The organism is Halomonas salinarum, assembly GCF_012062845.1.
GTDB classification, from domain to species: Bacteria; Pseudomonadota; Gammaproteobacteria; order Pseudomonadales; family Halomonadaceae; genus Onishia; species Onishia salinarum.
Genome location: NZ_WWNB01000001.1, coordinates 1 through 19,504, shown reverse-complemented (window position 1 = coordinate 19,504; position 19,504 = coordinate 1). Strand labels below are relative to the sequence as shown.

Annotated in this window: 17 protein-coding genes; 11 read left to right on the top strand and 6 right to left on the bottom strand. The window is 61.8% G+C overall.

The features are described from left to right. The first annotated feature begins 17 nt into the window (after positions 1–17). The 4 genes from HF027_RS00085 (at position 18) to lpxL (ending at position 4,645) form a co-directional block, all read left to right on the top strand. Positions 18–1,238, top strand: coding sequence for a peptidoglycan DD-metalloendopeptidase family protein (locus HF027_RS00085; protein WP_168011775.1), 1,221 nt, complete (start codon positions 18–20; stop codon positions 1,236–1,238). Positions 1,239–1,357: 119 nt separating this feature from the next. Further along, positions 1,358–2,332, top strand: coding sequence for an RNA polymerase sigma factor RpoS (rpoS, locus tag HF027_RS00080; RefSeq protein ID WP_168011774.1), 975 nt, complete (start codon positions 1,358–1,360; stop codon positions 2,330–2,332). Between the two features lie 273 nt (positions 2,333–2,605). Continuing rightward, complete coding sequence (alr, locus tag HF027_RS00075) at positions 2,606–3,706, top strand: alanine racemase (protein ID WP_168011773.1); 1,101 nt, start codon at positions 2,606–2,608, stop codon at positions 3,704–3,706. 24 nt (positions 3,707–3,730) lie between these two features. Beyond that, positions 3,731–4,645 (top strand): LpxL/LpxP family Kdo(2)-lipid IV(A) lauroyl/palmitoleoyl acyltransferase, encoded by a 915-nt coding sequence (gene lpxL, locus HF027_RS00070; protein ID WP_168011772.1) that lies wholly within the window; start codon positions 3,731–3,733, stop codon positions 4,643–4,645. Positions 4,646–4,739: 94 nt separating this feature from the next. Here the strand turns inward: lpxL and HF027_RS00065 are convergent, their stop codons facing one another. The 5 genes from HF027_RS00065 to HF027_RS00045 all read right to left on the bottom strand — a co-directional run bounded on the left by HF027_RS00065 (position 4,740) and on the right by HF027_RS00045 (position 10,325). Then, positions 4,740–6,095 (bottom strand): DUF2254 domain-containing protein, encoded by a 1,356-nt coding sequence (locus HF027_RS00065; protein ID WP_168011770.1) that lies wholly within the window; start codon positions 6,093–6,095, stop codon positions 4,740–4,742. Between the two features lie 165 nt (positions 6,096–6,260). Further along, positions 6,261–7,922, bottom strand: a complete 1,662-nt coding sequence (gene ettA / locus HF027_RS00060) for an energy-dependent translational throttle protein EttA (RefSeq protein ID WP_168011768.1) — start codon at positions 7,920–7,922, stop codon at positions 6,261–6,263. A gap of 196 nt (positions 7,923–8,118) precedes the next feature. After that, positions 8,119–8,286 (bottom strand): PA3496 family putative envelope integrity protein, encoded by a 168-nt coding sequence (locus HF027_RS00055; RefSeq protein WP_425338650.1) that lies wholly within the window; start codon positions 8,284–8,286, stop codon positions 8,119–8,121. 183 nt (positions 8,287–8,469) lie between these two features. Next, positions 8,470–8,901, bottom strand: a complete 432-nt coding sequence (locus HF027_RS00050) for a PAS domain S-box protein (protein WP_168011764.1) — start codon at positions 8,899–8,901, stop codon at positions 8,470–8,472. A gap of 107 nt (positions 8,902–9,008) precedes the next feature. Further along, on the bottom strand, positions 9,009–10,325 hold the full coding sequence (locus HF027_RS00045) for an MFS transporter (RefSeq protein WP_168011762.1): 1,317 nt from the start codon (positions 10,323–10,325) through the stop codon (positions 9,009–9,011). Positions 10,326–10,411: 86 nt separating this feature from the next. Here HF027_RS00045 and HF027_RS00040 point away from each other — a divergent pair, with 86 nt between their 5' ends. Both HF027_RS00040 and HF027_RS00035 read left to right on the top strand, forming a co-directional pair. Beyond that, positions 10,412–10,681 carry an Rdx family protein gene (locus tag HF027_RS00040; RefSeq protein ID WP_136253196.1) on the top strand — a complete coding sequence of 90 codons (270 nt, stop codon included), beginning with the start codon at positions 10,412–10,414 and terminating at the stop codon, positions 10,679–10,681. Between the two features lie 157 nt (positions 10,682–10,838). Continuing rightward, a complete protein-coding gene (locus tag HF027_RS00035; RefSeq protein ID WP_168011760.1) occupies positions 10,839–11,729 on the top strand; it encodes a DMT family transporter in 891 nt (296 codons plus the stop codon). Here the strand turns inward: HF027_RS00035 and HF027_RS00030 are convergent. Continuing rightward, positions 11,720–12,469: an arylesterase gene (locus tag HF027_RS00030; protein WP_168011758.1), complete on the bottom strand. Its 750-nt coding sequence runs from the start codon at positions 12,467–12,469 to the stop codon at positions 11,720–11,722. The genes HF027_RS00035 and HF027_RS00030 overlap by 10 nt on opposite strands. A 91-nt stretch (positions 12,470–12,560) precedes the next feature. Here HF027_RS00030 and HF027_RS00025 point away from each other — a divergent pair, with 91 nt between their 5' ends. The 5 genes from HF027_RS00025 to HF027_RS00005 all read left to right on the top strand — a co-directional run. Next, on the top strand, positions 12,561–13,277 hold the full coding sequence (locus HF027_RS00025; RefSeq protein WP_168011756.1) for an ABC transporter ATP-binding protein: 717 nt from the start codon (positions 12,561–12,563) through the stop codon (positions 13,275–13,277). Further along, complete coding sequence (locus HF027_RS00020; protein ID WP_245184359.1) at positions 13,274–15,889, top strand: ABC transporter permease; 2,616 nt, start codon at positions 13,274–13,276, stop codon at positions 15,887–15,889. The genes HF027_RS00025 and HF027_RS00020 overlap by 4 nt, the downstream gene beginning before the upstream one ends. 120 nt (positions 15,890–16,009) lie before the next feature. After that, positions 16,010–17,467, top strand: a complete 1,458-nt coding sequence (locus HF027_RS00015; RefSeq protein WP_168011754.1) for a polyphosphate:AMP phosphotransferase — start codon at positions 16,010–16,012, stop codon at positions 17,465–17,467. Positions 17,468–17,655: 188 nt separating this feature from the next. Continuing rightward, entirely contained in the window at positions 17,656–18,924 is a 1,269-nt protein-coding gene (glyA, locus tag HF027_RS00010; RefSeq protein WP_168011752.1) for a serine hydroxymethyltransferase, read from the top strand. A gap of 140 nt (positions 18,925–19,064) precedes the next feature. Then, on the top strand, positions 19,065–19,504 hold a 440-nt coding region (locus HF027_RS00005), incomplete at its 3' end, for a transposase domain-containing protein (protein WP_209316366.1).

Sequence of the window (19,504 nt, the reverse complement as noted above, 5' to 3'; positions counted from 1 at the left end):
CAAGGAGGAAGTTTGTGATGCGCAAGGCTATGTTGGCCTCTGTCGTGACGTTGTCTCTGGCCGCCTGTGCGGCTCAGCCCCCGGGCGGGGCAAGCGGTATCCAGGTACAGGATCTGTCATCGGCACGCGGTGAGGCGACTAGCGGCAGCTATACTGTCGAACCGGGCGATACGCTTTATGGTATCGCCTGGCGTTACGAAATGGATTTTCGTGACCTGGCCCAGCTCAATGGCATTACTCCCCCCTATCGTATTCAACCAGGGCAACAGTTGCGCCTGGCAAGTGGTCAGGGTGGTGAGCGCCAGGGGGGCGCTATCGCCAATGCCGAGGCATCGGGTGGGCAATCCCAGACGAGTGCTGATCGCAGCAGTGCCTCGGGTGGCGGAGAGAGCCCAGGCTGGCTTGAGCCGAATACCGCCGCTATTGAGCGCAACCGCAGATTGACCTCCGCGCCACTTCCTGACGGTTCCGGTGAGCAAGCGGACGACTCGTCAAATGCGACAGCCACCAGCAGTGACCAGACCCCTGACCCAGGTGCTCTTCAAGGCGCTGCGACAGTGGCGGGGGGAGAGCAAGCGCCGGGGCCAGTCTACAACTATGAAAGCCCTGGTGCTGATGGCGAGCTGAGCGCCGCCGACCGCGCCGAGCGAGAGGCGCGAGAGAAAGCCGAGGCGGCTGAGCATCAGCAACAGCAACAGCAGAGCACGACGCAGACTGCATCAGCCAGCACTCCCACGTCATCCGCCGAGCAGTCCAAGACCGCATCACAGCCGTCCAAGACCGAATCACAGCGCGCCGATGCCGGCACTTCAGTGGCCGGAGAGGGCGATTCGACGAGCGAGCGACGCACTTATCAACCGGTTGACGAGGTGCCTTGGGAGTGGCCTGCCGAGGGCGATGTGATCAGTGGTTTCGGCGAGGGCTCAAGCATCACCGCAGGCATTGATATCGGTGGCCGAAAGGGGCAGTCTGTCAGGGCGGCAGGCCCGGGAGTGGTCGTTTATGCAGGAGATGGCGTCCGGGGTTACGGCAACCTGATTCTGCTTAAACACAACAATCAGTTCCTGAGTGCCTACGCCCACAATGACAGCCTGCAGGTTCAGGAAAACGATGTGGTTGAAGCCGGTGAGGTGATTGCGACCATGGGTGACACGGATGCCGACGCCGTTAAGCTGCACTTTGAGGTGCGCAAGGATGGTCAGCCCCAGGATCCCCTGACGTTTCTTCCCAAGCGTTGACTCGCCGCTTGCTTCTCAAGCGTATGCTTACGACACAAGCCTAATGGCCAGCGCTTCGCTATCGCAGTATAAGCGCAGGTGAGAACTGGCCATGGCTAAGCAGAGAGTGGGGTAGCGACATGAGCATGCTTGAACGGGATATCCAGGATGTCGAGATAGAGGACGTCGAGGCGACAGACGCTGAAGAGGCCGGTGAGGTACTTGAAAAGGATGAGAAGGCGTTCGAGAAAGCCCTTAACCGGGAAGAGAACACCTATCATCATAGCCTCGATGCCACCCAGATCTATCTCAACGAAATCGGTTTCTCGCCTCTGCTGAGTCCAGAGGAGGAGGTTCACTTCGGCCGACTCGCTCAAGCCGGCGACCCGGCCGGGCGTTCCCGGATGATCGAGTCCAATCTGCGCCTGGTGGTCAAGATTGCCAGGCGCTATCTGAACCGGGGCTTGTCGCTTCTCGACCTGATCGAGGAGGGCAATCTCGGCCTCATCCGCGCCGTGGAAAAGTTCGACCCGGAGCGTGGGTTCCGTTTCTCGACCTACGCCACCTGGTGGATCCGTCAGACCATCGAACGGGCACTGATGAACCAGACCCGGACCATTCGTCTGCCGATTCATGTGGTCAAGGAACTCAATATCTATCTGCGGGCGGCCCGTGAGCTGACCCAGAAACTCGATCATGAAGCGACTGCCGAGGAAATCGCCGACTTTCTCGACAAGCCGGTGGCCACGGTCAAGAAGATGATGGGGCTCAATGAGCGGGTATCGTCGGTGGACTATCCGATGGGCGGGGAAAGCGACAAGCCGCTGATCGAGACACTTGCTGATGATAACGACCACGGCCCGGAATCTTCGTTGGTTGATGGTGATGTCAAGCAGCATGTGGATGACTGGTTGGCCGAGCTTACCGAAAAACAGATGGAGGTGGTGGTCAGGCGCTTTGGTCTGCGCGGCCATGAAGCCGCCACTCTCGAAGAGGTTGGCGAAGAGATCGGCTTGACCCGTGAGCGGGTCCGCCAGATTCAGGTCGAAGCGCTAAAGAAGTTGCGCCGTGTCCTCGAGAAACAGGGGCTTTCGCTGGACGCCATCTTCGAGTAATCCTCCCTGTGACGCCGCGATGCTCCCATCGCGGCGTTTCTGTGTCTGTCTGTCGGTTACCGGTTGCCGATTGCCGTGCCATCGCTCTGTTTCCCGGCTCTATTGGCGCTGGGTAGGGCAAGCATTTAGTTACTTATTTCATTTTCTGCCAAATGGTTTAAATCTGGTTATTTTTAGCGATTCAATGATGGAAAATGAATGAATACGCCATGCAAAAACCTGTCAGATAACAAATAATCTTAGGCCTTTTCCTCGTATCTGGCCGGAGACCCCATGGCTCGACCCCTGACCGCTGATATCAATCTCAATGCGCTGCGCCACAACTATTGCCTGGCAAGAGATCTGGCGCCGCACAGCCGATCTGTCGCTGTGCTCAAGGCCGATGCCTATGGGCACGGTGCAGTGGCATGCGCCCGGGCGCTCGAGGATCTGGCGCCGGCCTTTGCGGTGGCATGTATTGAAGAGGCAGAAACCCTGCGTATGGCCGGCATCGAAGTGCCGATTGTGCTGCTCGAGGGCATCTTTGAGGCAGAGGAACTTGCACGAGTGGATGCGCTCGGTCTGTGGATTGCCGTGCATAGCGCATGGCAGGTCGAGGCGCTGCTGGCCTTCATGCCTCATCAGCCGATTCCTGTCTGGCTAAAGGTTGATTCCGGCATGCATCGCCTCGGCTTCTCCCCGGCTCAGGCGGCTGATGTCTGGGCGCGTCTTCAGGCGGTGCCCGAGCGGGTCACCGACCTGCATCTGATGAGTCATTTCGCCACGGCGGATGCCATCGAACCTGGCTATTTTCATCGCCAGCTGGCGCTGCTCAATGAGCTGTCGGCGATGCTTGGGGCGCCGACCTGCCTTGCCAACTCACCAGCCACCCTGGCCTGGCCCGAGGCGCATGGCGCCTGGAATCGTCCCGGCGTCATGCTCTACGGCAGTGATCCGCTTGAGGGGGCCAATGATGCCAGTCGCTCATTGGTGCCGGTGATGACGCTGCGTTCGGCAATCATCTCCGTACGCGAGATTGCGGCTGGCGAGGCGGTGGGTTACGGCGGGCGTTTCACGGCTTCGCGCCCGACGCGTATCGGGGTCGTGGCCTGTGGCTATGGCGATGGCTATGACCGCCACGCGGTGGATGGTACGCCACTGCTGGTGGACGGTCAGCGAGCAGGTCTTGCCGGCAAGGTCTCGATGGATATGTTGACCGTGGACATTACCCATCTTCCCGACGCCGACATCGGCAGCGAGGTAGTGTTGTGGGGGCAGGCTTTCAGCGGGGAAGTGCTATCGATAGACGAGGTGGCCCGCTATTGCGATACCATCAGTTATACGCTGCTCACCGGGGTGCTGCCGAGGGCCCCGAGGCGGTATCATGGTAGCTGACCCGCCCCTGAACTAGAGAGCCGCATGTCAAAGGACGACACCTCGACCTCCTTCGCCCATCCCCGCTACTGGCCGACATGGTTGGCGATCGGCCTGATGTATCTGGTTGCTTGGCTGCCCTGGCGCCTCAAGCTTGGCATCGGCCGTCTGATCGGGCTGCTGGCCTGGCGTTTCGCCAAGCGTCGCCGACATATCACCGAGACCAACATTCGGCTGTGTTTTCCCGAACGCGATGCCAAGGCCCAGAACCGGCTGGTTCGCGAGACCTTTATCGCCAATGGCATTGGCCTTGTCGAGACCGCTACCGGCTGGTGTCGGGATCACGAGCACTTGCGCCACCGGGTGGTCTTCCGCGGGCAGGAGCATATGACACGGCTACAGGCACAGGGCCGGGGCGCGCTGATTCTGGGGGTTCACTTCTCGACCCTCGATCTGGGGGCCGCCCTGCATGCGCTCTATTTTCGCGCCGATGCCGTGCAGCGCCCTCACGATAACCCGCTCTTCGACCGCTTCATGGCGCGTGCACGGGCCCCGTATTTCGACGCGATCCTCGACCGCCACGACCTGCGCGGCGTGGTGCGTCGGATCAAGGCCGGCCATGCGGTCTGGTACTCGCCGGATCAGGATTTCGGGCGCGCTGCCAGCGTCTTCGCACCTTTCTTCGGCATCGAGGCGGCCACGGTGCGCATGACCGGGCGCATCGCGCGCATGACCGGGGCACCGGTGATACCGCTGATCTTTCACCGCAACCCGGATGATCGCACCTACACCCTTGAGTATCTGCCTCCACTCGAGGACTTCCCCAGTGGCGACGAGGCGACCGATGCTGCTCGCGTCAACGCGGTGATCGAAGCGGCGATCCGTCGCCACCCCGAGCAGTACTTGTGGTTGCACCGCCGTTTCAAGACGCGCCCCAAGGGCGAGCCAGGCTTTTACTGAGCAACAGCTTCTCGCGAGACGTTGATTTTCTGGTTGCCGCCACCTGCCTCTGAAAGTGCCGCCAGACCATGACGACGTTCTGAGGCGTCACTGACTAGTTGTCGGAAGCCGTGACCGGCGATGCTGGCGGTGTCGGCAGTTTGGTGGGAAGTGTCAGGCGGTGCTCCCCGTTGGCGAGGCGCTCGCTGATGAAGTGTCGATCCAGGCTGTGAGTGCCGCGTTGTGCGAGGGTGTCGATCACTCGCTCGGCATGGCGCTGGATGGTTTGGAGTTCGGCTTCTTCGGCAAACAACGAGAGTGTCTTCAGCGCCTTGAGCAGCGCCAGGCCAATGCTTACGTCATCCTTGCCGTAGTGCAGGATCGGATTGACCAGCCGGTAGAGCAGGCTGTCGAAGCGTTCGGTATGCCAGGTCACCCGCCTAAGCCCATCCTTGTCGGTCAGGGTGTTGCAGGGATGAAATTGCAGCCGCCGGCATAGCAGTTCGGTCAGCTGATGCACACAGAGGCGTGCAGTCCCCGGGTCATTGATGCCGGGTGACAGAGCCTTGACGGCCACCTCCATCAGCTGGGTCATCCCATTGACGTAAAGGTCCTCCGCGACTTCTCCCTCCACGTAAACCAGAAGGTCAAGTGCGGATGCACTGAAATGCTCACCAGGCGCCTCGTCCGCCTCGATGGTGAACAGCGGAAAGCCTTCTACCGTGTAGTCGCCGAAGCCGAAATTCAGATGGAGTACCACGCCAGCGTTGGTTGCGAGTCGTCCCAGCGCCTCAATGTCGGCGTTCTGGATGTAGCCGCTGCGACGAGCCTCGATCTTTGGCCAGTGGGTGTCCATCGGTGGTGTCGTCTGATGGCACCAACCGTTGCGTTGCTGTCGTGTTTCGAGTTTTGCAAGCGATTTGCGGGTCGCCTGATGAAGTCCGCGATTCACCGCGTTGATCTGCACCGACTGGGAGGCGTTGTGAATGAAATAGACGAACAGCGCCAGGCAGTGAATGACCATCCCCACGCCAAGGTAGGTACTCAGTGAGCGCCAGGTGCTCGGGACCTCGCCGCTCACCGGGACCATCAGCAGGATGAGGATGAAAAGAATGGTACCGAGGTAGTGACCGAGGACACGTTGATGATGGCGTTCGGTAATCAGGCCGAAGACCAGCTTGTGGGAGAAATTGCCGCCGGCCTGGGTCAGTACCGACATCACCATCGAGAAGCTGAAGACGGCAAGCGAGATCATCCCCGCGATCAGCGTCGACAGCAGGGTGCGGGGTGTTTCGATTTCGGTGAAGCGCATGCCCGAAAGAAAGGTGGGCAGTGGTAGGCGCTCCCCCAGCGGCAACACGGCCAATAGCCCAAGCACTAGATAGAGCAAGGCCAGCAGGCTTGGCAGGAAGCCGATGCTCTGGCGAAAGTGCAGTATGTTATGGAAGAGCCGTGTCAGCGGATTGGTCATGAGCACATCCTGGCAATGATCCTGCCTGCTTTATCACGTTTCTGGCCTGGCCATGCAAGGGCGACCGCTCGATGAAGTCGGCGAAGCAGTGGGGTGATCGGATAGCCATGAAAAACGGGCGGTGTTGCCACCGCCCGTTGGGTCATCGCTCAAGCACCATCGGCGTCAGGCGTCGATGCGCTTGTACTTCATGCGATGCGGCGTATCGTTTCCGACCCGCTTCTTGTGATCGGCCTCGTACTCGGTGTAGTTGCCTTCGAAGAAGACCACATTCGAATCGCCCTCGTAGGCGAGAATGTGTGTGGCGATACGGTCGAGGAACCAGCGGTCGTGAGAGATCACCATGGCACAGCCGGGGAAGGCCAGCAGGGCATCTTCTAGAGCACGCAGGGTTTCGATGTCCAGGTCGTTCGAGGGCTCATCGAGCAGCAGCACATTGGCGCCCTGCTTCAGGGTCTGCGCCAGCTGTAGGCGGCCGCGTTCACCACCTGAGAGATCCGCAAGACGCTTCTGCTGGTCGTTGCCCTTGAAGTTGAAACGCCCCACATAGGCCCGCGAGGACACCTCGTAGCCGTTGATGTTGAGCATGTCCTGACCATCGGACACCGCTTCCCACACCGTCTGCTTGTTATCGAGGGCATCACGCAGCTGTTCCACGTAGGCAATATCAACGGTCTCGCCGAGCACTACCTCACCGGCGTCAGGTTGTTCCTTGCCGGTGATCAGCTTGAACAGCGTCGACTTGCCGGCCCCGTTGCCGCCGACGATGCCGACGATCGCGCCCTTGGGCACGCTGAAGGTCAGGTCCTCATAGAGCAGGCGGCCATCGAAGGCCTTGGCCACGTTATGGAACTCGATGACCTTGTCGCCCAGGCGCGGACCGGGCGGAATGTAGATCTCGTTGGTCTCGTTGCGCTTCTGGAAGTCGCCCGACTGCATTTCCTCGAAGCGGTTGAGGCGCGCCTTGCTCTTGGCCTGGCGGCCCTTGGCGTTGCTGCGCACCCACTCGAGTTCCTGCTTGATGGCCTTGTTCTTCGAGGCCTCCTGCTTGGACTCCTGCTCGAGACGCTTTTCCTTGGCCTCGAGCCAGCCAGAGTAGTTGCCTTCGAAGGGAATGCCCTGACCGCGGTCGAGCTCGAGAATCCAGCCGGCCACGTTGTCCAGGAAGTAACGATCGTGGGTGATCGCCACGACCGTGCCGTTGTAGTCGTGCAGGAAGCGCTCCAGCCAGGCCACGGACTCGGCGTCCAGGTGGTTGGTGGGCTCGTCGAGCAGCAGCATGTCCGGGCTCGACAGCAGCAGGCGACACAGCGCCACGCGGCGGCGCTCACCACCGGAAAGGTGGCCGACGCGAGCCTCCCAGGACGGCAGGCGCAACGCTTCGGCAGCGACTTCCAGCTTGCGTTCGATGTTATGAGCGTCGGAGGCCTCGATGATATTTTCAAGCCGCGCTTGCTCACTTGCCAGGGCGTCGAAGTCGGCATCCGGATCGGCATAGGCGACATAGACAGCCTCGAGCTGCTCCTGGGCTTCCTTGATCCCGGACAGCGCTTCCTCGACGGTGTCACGAACGTTCTTGTCGTCGTCGAGTTCGGGCTCCTGGGGGAGGTAGCCGACATTGATGCCCGGCATGGGGCGCGCTTCGCCTTCGAATTCGGTGTCGACCCCGGCCATGATGCGCAGCAGCGATGATTTGCCGGCGCCGTTCAGGCCGAGCACGCCGATCTTGGCGCCCGGAAAGAAGGAAAGCGAAATATCCTTGAGGATCTGACGCTTGGGAGGGACGATCTTGCCCACCCGGTTCATGGTATAGACGTATTGCGCCATGGATATCCACTGGGTTGAGGGTTTCGGCACGATGATAGTGGCCGCACTCCTGAAAGGCCAGCACTGGACGGTGATCGGGCTTAAGGCGAGGAGACGATCTAGAGCGGGGGCAAGCGCTGTGGTGGGGGATTGATCGTCACCATAAGCATCTCGGGCGCGGGCGCTTTGGCCCGCGTCATGATGTCAGAAGGGCAGCTTACTCATCTTCCTCGTCATCGAGATTCCAGTCATCCTCAATGGCGCGCTGGAGACGACGCTCCTCCAGCAGGGTCTCGAGGCGGCGTCGTGCCTGCAGGGTCTCGGCCCGGGACGAGCGGCTTGGTGCGTACTGGCTGTCGTTCACGGCGTCCATGAACGCATCCATCTCTTCGTTTGCATCATCGGATGCGTCGTGGATCTGGTGCTTTTGGCTCATGCGATGTCCTCCCATGACCCCATGTAAAAATGGCGACGGATGCTCGCCTTTGGCGAGCATCGGGCAACGCGAATGCGTTACTGGCTATATAACGCCAGTGGCGGGACAGGACAAGTACGTAGGAGAAAAAACTCAGTCTTTTGGAGTGCTCTTGACGCGCTCGAGCTCTGCGATGGCCTCGACGCGTTCGGTAACGTCCTTCTGAACGCCGAGATAGTAGGTAATGTTTTCCTCTTCGTCGTGCATCGGTGTGATCGATAATTCGTTATAGAAGAGCGTGCCGTCCTTCTTGTAGTTGCGCAGGATCTCGCGACAGGGACGGTCTTCGATCAGGGCGTCGCGGATACGGGCAAGCCCCGGCTGATCGCGATCATCGTTTTGCAGGAAACGGCAGTCGCGATAGAGGATCTCGTCGGTGCTGTAACCGGTCAGGCGCTCAAAGCCCTGATTGACATAGATCAGGATGTGTTCTTCACCCTCGCGTTCGGCAACGACGATACCGTCCTCCGAGGCGTCGATAATGCGTTCCAGAAGCTCGGGGCTGATCATGGGCGGTCTTTTCATGCGCTGCGTTCCTGTCGCGACCCTATGGGCGTGGGTAGGCGTTGCCTGCCCACGGCGTATATCGCTCTATCATGGCTAGGCGGTTGCGATATTTCAATGTGTTGCGCTTACTCCTCGACCTCGGGCAGGCCCTGAGCGGTCATCGCGGCGGCAAGTGCGCAGGCGGCGAGCAAGCCAAGCAGGACAGGGGTGCCGAACCACTGGGCGAGAACGCCGACCAAACCACCGACCAGCAGCATCAGAACGCCGGTTAGCGTATTGGAAAGCGCCACATAGAGGGCGCGTCGATCCGTATCGGCGAGATCCACGACGTAGGTTTTGCGGCCCAGCCTTACTCCCGCATGGGCGATCACCAGGAGTCCATAGAGTAGGGCATAAGGCCAGGGGCTGGTCGTCCAGGCACCGGGAAGGCCACCGGCAAGCGCGGCAAGCGCACAGCAGACGGCGGCGGCGAGGCCGGCATTACGCATCACTCGACGGCTCGAGGCATCGGCCCGCTTCCCCCAGACCGGGCTTGCCAACATGCCAGCAAGCCCCGAGACGATGATCAGCAGACCAAGATCCCCCAGGTTTGAACCACTGCGCTGCTGGGCCAGCAGGGCGATATAGGGAAGCGCCAGAGCACTTGAGAGCAAAAGCGCCCGCGCCAGGTTGAAGCGCATGAAGGCAGGATCTTCGCGCAGCAGGTGTAACCCTTGGCGCACACTGTCCCAGGCATTTTCGCCGCCCTCCACCGCACCCGGGGTCTCTTCGATCAAAGCCGCGCACAGGGCATTAAGCCCCCAGCCCAGTGCGGCGATACCCATCAACACCGCCAGAGCCAGATCACTGGGCCGGTCGTTGAAGAGCATCAGCATGATACCGGCGGCCAGGGTGACACCACCGGCGACGCTGCCGCTCCACCCCATCAGGGTGCCGCGCTGCTGTTTGGCAATGGTCTTGCCCAGGACATCCTTGGTCGCGATCGACGACAGGCCTCGCGCCAACGACAGCGCCACCAGGGCCATGAGTACCAGGCTGCCCCCCAGGCCGCCCTGACCCACGAGAGACAAGATGACCAGCAGCAGGGCGGCCAGCGACTGAATCACGCTGCCCGCTACCCAGGTCCATTTACGCTGCTCCTTCTGTCGAATGAAGCCTGCCACGAAGACCTGAGGCAGCAAGGCCCCTGCCTCACGGATCGGGACCAGAAGCCCCACCATCCACAGCGGTGCACCGATCGCGCCCATCAGCCAGGGCAGCACCAGTCGGGCACTGGACAACTCGTCTGCCAGCTTGTTGCCAAGCGAGGCGATGAGGTGGCGAACAAAGTTGATGGGTTGTACCTGACAGGCGGAGTCGGGAATATCCTTACACATCCGGCTGTCATCATCGCCGGTCAGCCGCTCGTAAAGGGCGGTCTGTGACGTCTGATTGGGTGGCATGACATGGCTCCCTGTGCGCGCATTCCAGCCATCATGATGCCTCAGTTATGATAGCCGGCAAATGTCCCGCAATGAGAGAAGGCTTCATGGCTAACGTGCGTATCCATTTCTGTACTCAGTGCCACTGGCTGTTACGTGCCGGCTGGTATGCGCAGGAATTGCTCTCGACTTTCGGAGAGGAGCTTGAGGAAGTTGCCTTGGCGCCCAGCCACGGCGGACACTTCGAGATCACCTTCGATGGCGATTCACTCTGGGAGCGCAAGCGCGATGGTGGCTTCCCGGACATCAAGGTACTCAAGCAACGGGTGCGCGACCGGCTCGATCCCACACGGGATCTGGGGCATCTGGATCGCTGAAGCAGCACGGTGTTGACTACGATCCGGCGCGATCATGGCATAGTGGTTCGTTTCGCCTGCTCACTGCAGCGCGTCAGCTGAGACGTCTTGCATCAGCGCCGACCGTGTCTCACGGTCAAGCTGACCTCAAGGGGCACACCACACCAAGGGAGAGTGCATGACACAGGATCGTCACGCCATGCTGTGCGGCCTGGGAGCGGTGGGCTTATGGTCCACGGTGGCCACGGCCTTCAAGGTTGCACTCGGCGAAATGTCACCGCTGGAGCTGATGTGGATTGCCGCGCTTGTCTCCTGGGTGCTGATGGGCATTCTGGTATGGCGAGAGGGCCTGTTGCGTCAGGCGCTTGGCAAGGGCTGGCGGACCGCTCTCTGGGCCGGGCTGATGAACCCGGTGGCCTATTACCTGGTGTTATTCGCCGCCTATGACCGCCTGCCGGGGCAGGAGGCGATGGCACTGAATTATACCTGGGCGCTGGCCATGGCCTTTCTTGCCGTGCCGATACTTGGCCAGCGATTGACCCGCGTCGATATTCTCGCCGGACTGATTGCCTACGCGGGGGTCTGGACCATCGCCACCCGCGGCGCGGTGCTGGATGTGGCCTTTGCCGACCCGCTGGGCGTGGGTCTGGCGCTGGCCTCGACCCTGCTCTGGGCGCTCTATTGGCTGCTCAATGCCCGTGACCAGCGCGCCCCTCTCGTTGCCCAATGGCAGAACTTCAGCGTTGGCCTGCCGGTGTTCACCCTGCTGATCGCGGCAGGGCCAGGCTTCGAGTGGTACGGCTGGAAAGGCGTGGGCGCGGGTGTCTATGTGGGGCTCTTCGAAATGGGTATCGCCTTCGTGCTCTGGCAGCTGGCCGTGCGCGGCATCTCGCGCACGGCCAAGGTGGCCAACCTGATTTTCCTGTCGCCACCGATTTCCCTGTTGCTGCTGCACCTGGTGGTCGGCGAACCGATTCTCATCTCGACCCTGGCTGGCCTGGTATTGATCCTTGGTGGGCTCGGCCTTCAGCAATGGCAGAAGACCGTCGAACCATCGCCTCAGCCCTGATCGGCCATGGCAGGCTTAGCGTGAGCCGCCTTGGCCTGATCGCTTGCTTGCTTATGAGCGTTATCGCCCGAGCCGGCCGTTGCCTGCTCGATCAGCGGTACAAGGGTCGGCCAGACGTTGTCAAGGATCATGGGCTGAGCCTTCGCCGTGGGATGGAGGCCGTCGTCCTGCATCAGGGTCTTGTCGAGGGCAACGCCCTCCAGCAGGAAGGGCACCAGCGGCAGGTCGTAGCGTTTAGCCAGGCTGTCGTAGACGTTGGTGAAGGCCGTCCGGTAAGCGTCGCCATAGTTGGGCGGAATGTCGATACCCAGCATCACCACGCGGGCGCCGCTGGCCTGACTTTGCTTTATCATCGATTCAAGGTTCTGGCGCATCTGGCTGGGCGCCAGGCCGCGCAGGCCATCGTTGGCCCCCAGTTCCAACAGCACGATATCGGGGGAATGCTGTCGTAACAGCTCAGGCAGTCGTGTAGCGCCACCCGCGGAGGTCTCACCGCTGATGCTTGCGTTTACCACGCGCGCCTCGCCGTCGAGCCGTTTGTTCAGCAGGCTGACCCAGCCGTCCTCGGGCTGCTCGAGACCATAGGCGGCGCTCAGGCTATCGCCCATCATCAGAAGCGTAAGGCGTTCGGTATCATCGGCCAGAGCAGCGGTCGTCACGAGAAGCGTTGTAAGGCCAATACCGACACCCAGGCGCCTGGCCAGGCCGCGCCTTGGCTGTCGCAGAAGCGTAACTGACATACGTCGGCGCCATGCGTCACAGCGGTCGAGCCAGGCGGAGCGCTTGGCAACCCACCTCGACATCTTCAGGCCAACAGGGAATCCCGTCACCATGTCCATCTCCTCGAATCATGATCTTCCTCCCATCCTACAGGCAAGTCGGCTTTGCAAGCAGGTCAGAAGTGGCGATCGGTCGTTGACCATTCTGAGTGATCTTGCGCTTACGGTGTTCCCTGGAGAAACGGTGGCGATACTCGGCGAGAGCGGTGCCGGCAAGTCGACACTGCTTGGTTTGCTGGCCGGGCTTGATGCGCCGAGCAGCGGGGAGCTCAATCTGTTCGGCGAGTCGCTTGCCGCTCTCGATGAAGATGGACGCGCCCAGTTGCGCTCGGGTCGGGTGGGCTTTGTGTTCCAGAATTTCCAGTTACTGCCGACGCTTACTGCGCTTGAGAATGTACTCTTGCCGCTGGAGCTGGCGCCTGCTGCCGACAACGATGCCCGCGCCCGCGACTGGCTGAGCCGGGTCGGCCTCGGTGAGCGTCTCGATCACTTGCCCAAGCAGCTGTCCGGCGGCGAGCAGCAGCGTGTGGCGCTCGCCCGCGCCTTCGTGACCGGCGCCGAGCTGGTGTTCGCCGACGAGCCGACCGGCAATCTAGACCCCGCCACCGGTGAGCGCATCATCGACCGCTTGTTCGCCCTCAATCGCGAGGCCGGCACCACCCTGATGCTGGTGACCCACGATCATGCCGTGGCGCGGCGCTGCGATCGCTGCCTGCGGCTCACCGACGGCCAGTTGGTGGACATGGCCCACGAGGAGGTGAGCGCATGATGGCAAGCGGTGACTCGAGACGTGAACCCCGCCAGAAGCACAATGGCCTGCACTGGCTGGGCCTTGCGGCCCGTGGTCTCAAACGTGACCTGCGGGCCGCCGACGTGCGCGCCCTGTTTGTGGCGCTGGCGCTGGCGGTGGCGGCCTCGACGATGATCGGCTTCTTCCTCGATCGTCTCGAACGCGGCCTGACGCGTCAGGCCGGGCAGATGCTGGGCGGCGATCTGGTGCTCGAACAGGGCGAACCCTTTTCCAATGAGCTGAAGCAAACCCTGCGCGAGGCCGGGATGACTCTCTCGGATCAGGTCGATCTGGTCTCGATGATCAGTCGTGGCGAGCGTTTCCAGCCAGCCAGCCTGAAGGTGGTCGATAGCGCCTACCCGCTATATGGCGCCTCGCAGGTTGATGTCGGTAGCGGCGTCGAAGCGCTTTCGCGGGGGCCTGCGCCGGGTGAAGCCTGGGTCGATCCCAGGCTCGAATCGCTGATTGAGCTGGAGCTGGGTGACGAGGTACAGGTCGGGCGCGCCACCCTGACCGTGAGCGGTATCATCGAGCGTGAGGCCGACCAGTCCGGCGGCTTCTCTAGCTTTAACCCGCGGCTGATGATGCACGTGGATGACCTTCCCGCCACCGGTCTGGTGCAGCCGGGCTCACGGGTCGAGTACGAGATTCTTGCGGCGGGTCCGCCGGAAGCGGTGTCGAGCCTCGATGCGCTCCTCGAGTCCCTCGAGCGTGAGGGGGTCGAAGTGCGCGATGTACGGGTTGATAGGCCTGGACTGGGTAGCGCGCTCGAGCGTGCCGAGAAGTACCTGGCGCTTGCCGGCCTCGCCGCCGTGTTGCTGGCCGGGGTCGCGGTGGCCATGGCGACCCGGCGTTATGTGGATCGCCACCTGGATACCGCCGCACTGCTGCGCTGCTTTGGCGCCTCGCAGCGACAACTCACTCAGCTATTCGCCCTGCAACTGGGCTGGCTGGCGCTGGCCGCTTCCGTGTGCGGGGCGCTGCTGGGGCTTGCCGGTCAGGCCGGGCTCTTGGCCCTGCTCACCGCGTTTCTGCCGCTTGAGCTGCCGCCGCCGGGACCGCTTCCCTTGGCGCTTGGGGTACTGACGGCGCTGGCGGTACTCGTCGGCTTCGCCGGTCCCACGCTATTGCGCCTCAAGCGCGTCAGCGCTCTTAAGGTGCTGCGACGCGAACTCGACCCGCTACCGGCTTCGGCCTGGCTGGTGGTGGCCATGGCAAGCCTGGTGTTTGGCGGCTTGATGTGGCTTTACTCGGGTGATCTTGGGTTGTCCGCCGCGCTGCTTGGCGGTGGCCTAGTGATGTTGGTGATTCTGGGCGGCGTCGGTTCAGTGATGCTGAGTGCCGTGCTGCGTCTGGCCGCGCTGCTTCCTCAAGGGTCGCACTCCGCCTCGCCGACACGCGCTTTGCGGCTCGGGGCTCGCCAGCTGGGTCGTCGCCGCCAGGCGAGTCTCGGACAACTGCTGGCGTTTTCCATCACCTTTGCGGCGATGGCGATGATCGCCCTGGTACGCGGCGATCTGCTCACCGCCTGGCAGGACCAGTTGCCCGAAGATACCCCCAATTACTTCGCCATCAATATTCAGCCCCAGGAGCGTGATGCCTTCGTCGAGACCCTGGCCGGCGCGGTCGATGAACGCACCTCGCTCTATCCCATGGTGAGGGGCCGTATCACCGCGCTCAATGGTCAGCCGCCTCAAGAGGCCGTGCCCGAGAGCGGCCGGGGCGACAACGCCTTGCGCCGTGAGCTCAACCTGACCTGGCGCGACAGCCTGCCCGAGGGTAACCGTCTGGTAGCGGGGGAGTGGTTCGAGCAGGGCGCCGGTGGATCGAGTGCCGAGCCGTCGGTATCAAAAAGCGCGTCGGCAAGCGACACGGTACCGATCTCGCTCGAGGATGAACTGGCCGGTCGCCTCGGTCTGTCGCTTGGCGACACCATGCGTTTCACCATCGGCGCCGCTAGCGTGACAGGGCGTATTACCAGCCTGCGCGATCTGGACTGGGACAGCTTTCGGCCTAACTTCTATGTGATATTCCCCCCGGGGGTGCTTGAGCGTTTCGGCCATACCTACATCACTGCCTTCCATCTGGGGGATGACCAGAGCCCGTTGCCCGGCCAGATCGTCGAGAACTTCCCGGCCGTGTCACTGCTCAATGTCGAGGCGATTCTTGGGCAGGTGCGCGATCTTCTGACCCAGGTCACTCGCTCGGTGGAGCTGGTACTTGGCTTCGTGCTGTTGGCCGGCATCAGCGTGCTCTATGCGGCGCTGATTGCCAGTCGCCCACTGCGCGCCCATGAGAGCGGGTTGTTGCGGGTGTTCGGCGCCGGCGATCGGTTGATCTCGCGCGTGCAGGGCGCCGAATTTGCCATTCTGGGATTGGCGAGCGGGCTGATGGGCGCGCTGCTTGCCGAACTTGCCGCCGCGGGTATCTATGCCGGTTGGCTGGATCTCGCCCCACGCCTTCATCCTTGGTTGTGGCTGGGGCTGCCGCTGGGTGGCGCCTTGCTGGTCGGGTTGATAGGCCATGGGCTGTCGCGTGACCTGCGCCGGCAGACGCCGATGGCAAGTCTTGGCCTGCTCGGTGAGGCCTGAAACAGGCCCCCTTGATGGTTCTCTTTTCGCTACCAGCATCGCAGGTTGGAGCAAAAGCACAGCAAGGGGGAAACAGGACAAGGCGTGCAAAGGATAATCAGACAGGCGGCAAGAGGGAAAATGGATGAAGACAACGCCATGAAAAGCGAGAACCTGCGCTATCAGTTACTGGCAGCACAGCTTGAGATGGCAAAGAGCGAGAATCGAGCGGTGGTGCTGCTGATCAGTGGTCAGACGGCAAGTTATATGCATCCCTTGCTTAATATGATCAATCACTGGCTGGAGAATCGCCGCACCGAGGTCCATGCGCTCGAGTACAGCAGCGAGGATGCCAAGCGGCCACTATTGTGGCGTTACTGGCGGCGCATTCCGGCTCGCGGCACCATTGGGGTCTTCGTCCATGGCTGGTATGGCGATGCGCTCTTTGCACGAGTCGAGCGGCGAATCGGTGCCGGTGCCTTCGAGGATCGTCTGGCGATGATTCGCGATTTCGAGGCCGAGCTCGCCGCCGAAAACGTGGCCCTGGTCAAAATCTGGCTGGATATCGACCGCAAGACCCAAGGTCAGCGCCTGGCCGCCATGCAGAAGGACCCGAATCGCGCCTGGCAGCTTGAGCCCAGCGACTGGCAGCGCCATCTTCAGCATCCGCTGATATCGGCGCTGGGCAAGCCGCTCCGCAAGGCAACCGGCACGGACGAGTCACCCTGGCATTGCATCGCCGGAGATGATCCGCAAGACCTGATCCATCAGCTGGCCATGCAATTACTCGACACCGCGACTCAGCCGTCGGTCGACCCCGAGGCGCCCCGGGCAAGCTGTCAGCTGGCGCCGGACGCCAGGGGTGCGCCCTCGGTTCGTGCTTCTCATCCCGAGAAAAATGCGAGCGACAGGCCTGACAAGGCCGACTACAAACAGCGCCTGGTCGAGCAACAGGCCAGGCTTTCGCATAACAGCCGTGAGGCCGCCAGGCGGGGGATACCGGTGGTGCTGGTCTTCGAGGGCCATGATGCCGCCGGCAAGGGAGGCAGTATACATCGCGTCACCTCGGCGCTTGATGCGCGGCGCTACCGGGTACACAGCATCGCTGCGCCAAGCGATGAGGAGCTTGCCCACCCATGGATGTGGCGTTTCTGGCGGCGTCTGCCGATGGATGGGCGCTTTGCGATCTTCGATCGTTCCTGGTACGGGAGGGTGCTGGTCGAGCGGGTGGAAGAGCTTTCTGCGCCGGCTCAGTGGCGTCGTGCCTACGGCGAGATTCGCCATTTCGAGCAGCATCTGCTCGAACACGGTGCCGTGCTCGGCAAGTTCTTTCTGTCGATCAGCAAGGATGAACAGCTCAAGCGGTTCGAGGCGCGTGCCAATACGCCCCACAAGCAGCACAAGCTGACCGAAGAGGACTGGCGTAATCGTGCCCGTTGGGATGATTATGAAGTGGCCATCGATGACATGTTTGCCCAGACGCACCGGCCGCATGCGCCCTGGTCGCTGATCGCCTGCGATGACAAGCGAAAGGCCCGTCTCGAGGTGATCGAGCGCGTCAATGCGCTGCTGGAGCATCGCCTGGAAAGTGAGCCCTGATCATGGGCGCAGTGAATCGCGTGGCGATCCCGGTCATGGCGATGAATGGGCCTTGGCTTTAGTGTGACTAAAGCCAAGGTGAGAAATTATCGAGTCCGGGATGACCGGCTTTCATGTGAAAGCCGCCCTTGGCTGCGCTATTATGCCTAGATCGTTTCACTCTCACCCTAGCTCGAGGATCAACAACGATGTTCAGCCGTGACATGCAGATTGCCGGATTCGATGATGCCCTGCTCGATGCGATGCAGAAAGAAACTGCTCGCCAGGAAGCTCATATCGAGCTGATCGCTTCTGAAAACTACGCCAGCCCGCGTGTGATGGAAGCGCAGGGCTCACAGCTGACCAACAAGTACGCGGAAGGCTATCCGGGCAAGCGTTACTACGGTGGCTGCGAGTACGTCGATGTCGTCGAGCAGCTGGCCATCGATTACGCCAAGGAGCTATTCGGGGCGAGCTATGCCAACGTTCAGCCGCACTCCGGTTCCCAGGCCAATGGCGCGGTCTTCCAGGCGCTGGTCAAGCCGGGCGACACCGTCCTGGGCATGAGCCTCGACGCTGGTGGCCACCTGACGCACGGTGCCAAGCCGAACTTCTCCGGCAAGCACTACAATGCGGTCCAGTACGGCATCGACGAAAGCGGCCGCATTGACTACGACCAGGTTGCCGAGCTTGCTCGTGAGCACCAGCCGAAGATGATCATTGCCGGCTTCTCCGCTTACTCTCAGGTCATCGACTGGGCCAAGTTCCGCGAGATCGCCGACGAAGTGGGTGCCTACCTGCTGGTCGACATGGCCCACGTGGCTGGTCTGGTCGCCGCCGGTGTCTACCCGAGCCCGCTGCCCCACGCCCATGTGGTCACCACGACCACCCACAAGACCCTGCGCGGTCCGCGTGGTGGCCTGATCCTCTCCAACGCCGGTGACGAAGCGGTCGAGAAGAAGCTGCAGGCCGCGGTCTTCCCGGGTATCCAGGGCGGTCCGCTGGAGCATGTCATCGCTGCCAAGGCGATCTGCTTCAAGGAAGCCATGGAGCCCGAGTTCAAGGCCTACCAGCAGCAGGTGGTCAAGAACGCCAAGGCGATGGCCAGCGTATTCATCGAGCGTGGCTTCGATATCGTTTCCGGCGGCACCGAGGATCACCTCTTCCTGCTGTCTCTGGTCAAGCAGGGCGTGACGGGCAAGGACGCGGATGCTGCCCTGGGCCGCGCCCATATCACCGTCAACAAGAACGCTGTGCCGAACGATCCGCAGAGCCCGTTCGTGACCTCTGGTCTGCGCATCGGTTCTCCGGCAGTGACCACGCGTGGCTTCGGCGAAACCGAGTGCGGCGATCTGGCGGGCTGGATCTGCGATATCCTCGACGTGCTGGCTGAGGGCGCTGACACCACGGCCATCGAAGCCGAGGTCAAGACCAAGGTCGAGACGGTCTGCGCGAACTTCCCGGTTTATCGTGACTAAACCTCAGCGTGACCGCCCCTAAGTGGGCGGTGCATGAAAAACGCCCCGGTCGATGACCGTAATGCCAGTCAGTTAAGCCTACCTTCAATAAGCTAATCATGAGACCTTTCCCTGTCAGGTACACTGACACGGGAAGGTCCATGCATTTCAGCAACGCCATCGATGCCATTGCCAAGGCGGTGCCCGATGATTTCTCCAGCCTCTCCGAGGTGCTGTCGCCCGACCTGATCGATACCTGCCTCGAAGAAGCCGGCGTGGCCACGCTGCGCAAGCGCCGCTTGCCACTGGACATGGTGGTGTGGGCCGTTGTCGGGATGGCCTTGTTCCGCCATATCCCCATGGGGCAGATCGTCAATCACCTCGACATCATGCTGCCCGGTAAACGCCCCTTCGTCGCCCCCAGCGCCGTGGTGCAGGCACGCCAGCGGTTGGGCGTCGAGCCCATCAAACGCGTTTTCGAGCAGACCCAGGCCCTGTGGCACCGGCAGACGCCGCACCCTCACTGGTGTGGCCTGACGTTGCTGGGCGTCGATGGCGTGGTCTGGCGCACGCCCGACTCTCCCGAGAATCAGGCCGCCTT

Bases quoted from the DNA above. Each gene is read 5' to 3' on its own strand.
- HF027_RS00045 (WP_168011762.1), bottom strand. From the start codon at position 10,325: ATGCCACCCAATCAGACGTCACAGACCGCCCTTTACGAGCGGCTGACC.
- HF027_RS00040 (WP_136253196.1), top strand. From the start codon at position 10,412: ATGGCTAACGTGCGTATCCATTTCTGTACTCAGTGCCACTGGCTGTTA.
- alr (WP_168011773.1), top strand. From the start codon at position 2,606: ATGGCTCGACCCCTGACCGCTGATATCAATCTCAATGCGCTGCGCCAC.
- HF027_RS00015 (WP_168011754.1), top strand. From the start codon at position 16,010: ATGGATGAAGACAACGCCATGAAAAGCGAGAACCTGCGCTATCAGTTA.
- HF027_RS00050 (WP_168011764.1), bottom strand. From the start codon at position 8,901: ATGAAAAGACCGCCCATGATCAGCCCCGAGCTTCTGGAACGCATTATC.
- glyA (WP_168011752.1), top strand. From the start codon at position 17,656: ATGTTCAGCCGTGACATGCAGATTGCCGGATTCGATGATGCCCTGCTC.
- HF027_RS00055 (WP_425338650.1), bottom strand. From the start codon at position 8,286: ATGGATGCGTTCATGGACGCCGTGAACGACAGCCAGTACGCACCAAGC.
- ettA (WP_168011768.1), bottom strand. From the start codon at position 7,922: ATGGCGCAATACGTCTATACCATGAACCGGGTGGGCAAGATCGTCCCT.
- HF027_RS00065 (WP_168011770.1), bottom strand. From the start codon at position 6,095: ATGACCAATCCGCTGACACGGCTCTTCCATAACATACTGCACTTTCGC.
- HF027_RS00030 (WP_168011758.1), bottom strand. From the start codon at position 12,469: ATGTCAGTTACGCTTCTGCGACAGCCAAGGCGCGGCCTGGCCAGGCGC.
- HF027_RS00035 (WP_168011760.1), top strand. From the start codon at position 10,839: ATGACACAGGATCGTCACGCCATGCTGTGCGGCCTGGGAGCGGTGGGC.
- HF027_RS00085 (WP_168011775.1), top strand. From the start codon at position 18: ATGCGCAAGGCTATGTTGGCCTCTGTCGTGACGTTGTCTCTGGCCGCC.
- HF027_RS00025 (WP_168011756.1), top strand. From the start codon at position 12,561: ATGTCCATCTCCTCGAATCATGATCTTCCTCCCATCCTACAGGCAAGT.
- lpxL (WP_168011772.1), top strand. From the start codon at position 3,731: ATGTCAAAGGACGACACCTCGACCTCCTTCGCCCATCCCCGCTACTGG.
- HF027_RS00020 (WP_245184359.1), top strand. From the start codon at position 13,274: ATGATGGCAAGCGGTGACTCGAGACGTGAACCCCGCCAGAAGCACAAT.
- rpoS (WP_168011774.1), top strand. From the start codon at position 1,358: ATGAGCATGCTTGAACGGGATATCCAGGATGTCGAGATAGAGGACGTC.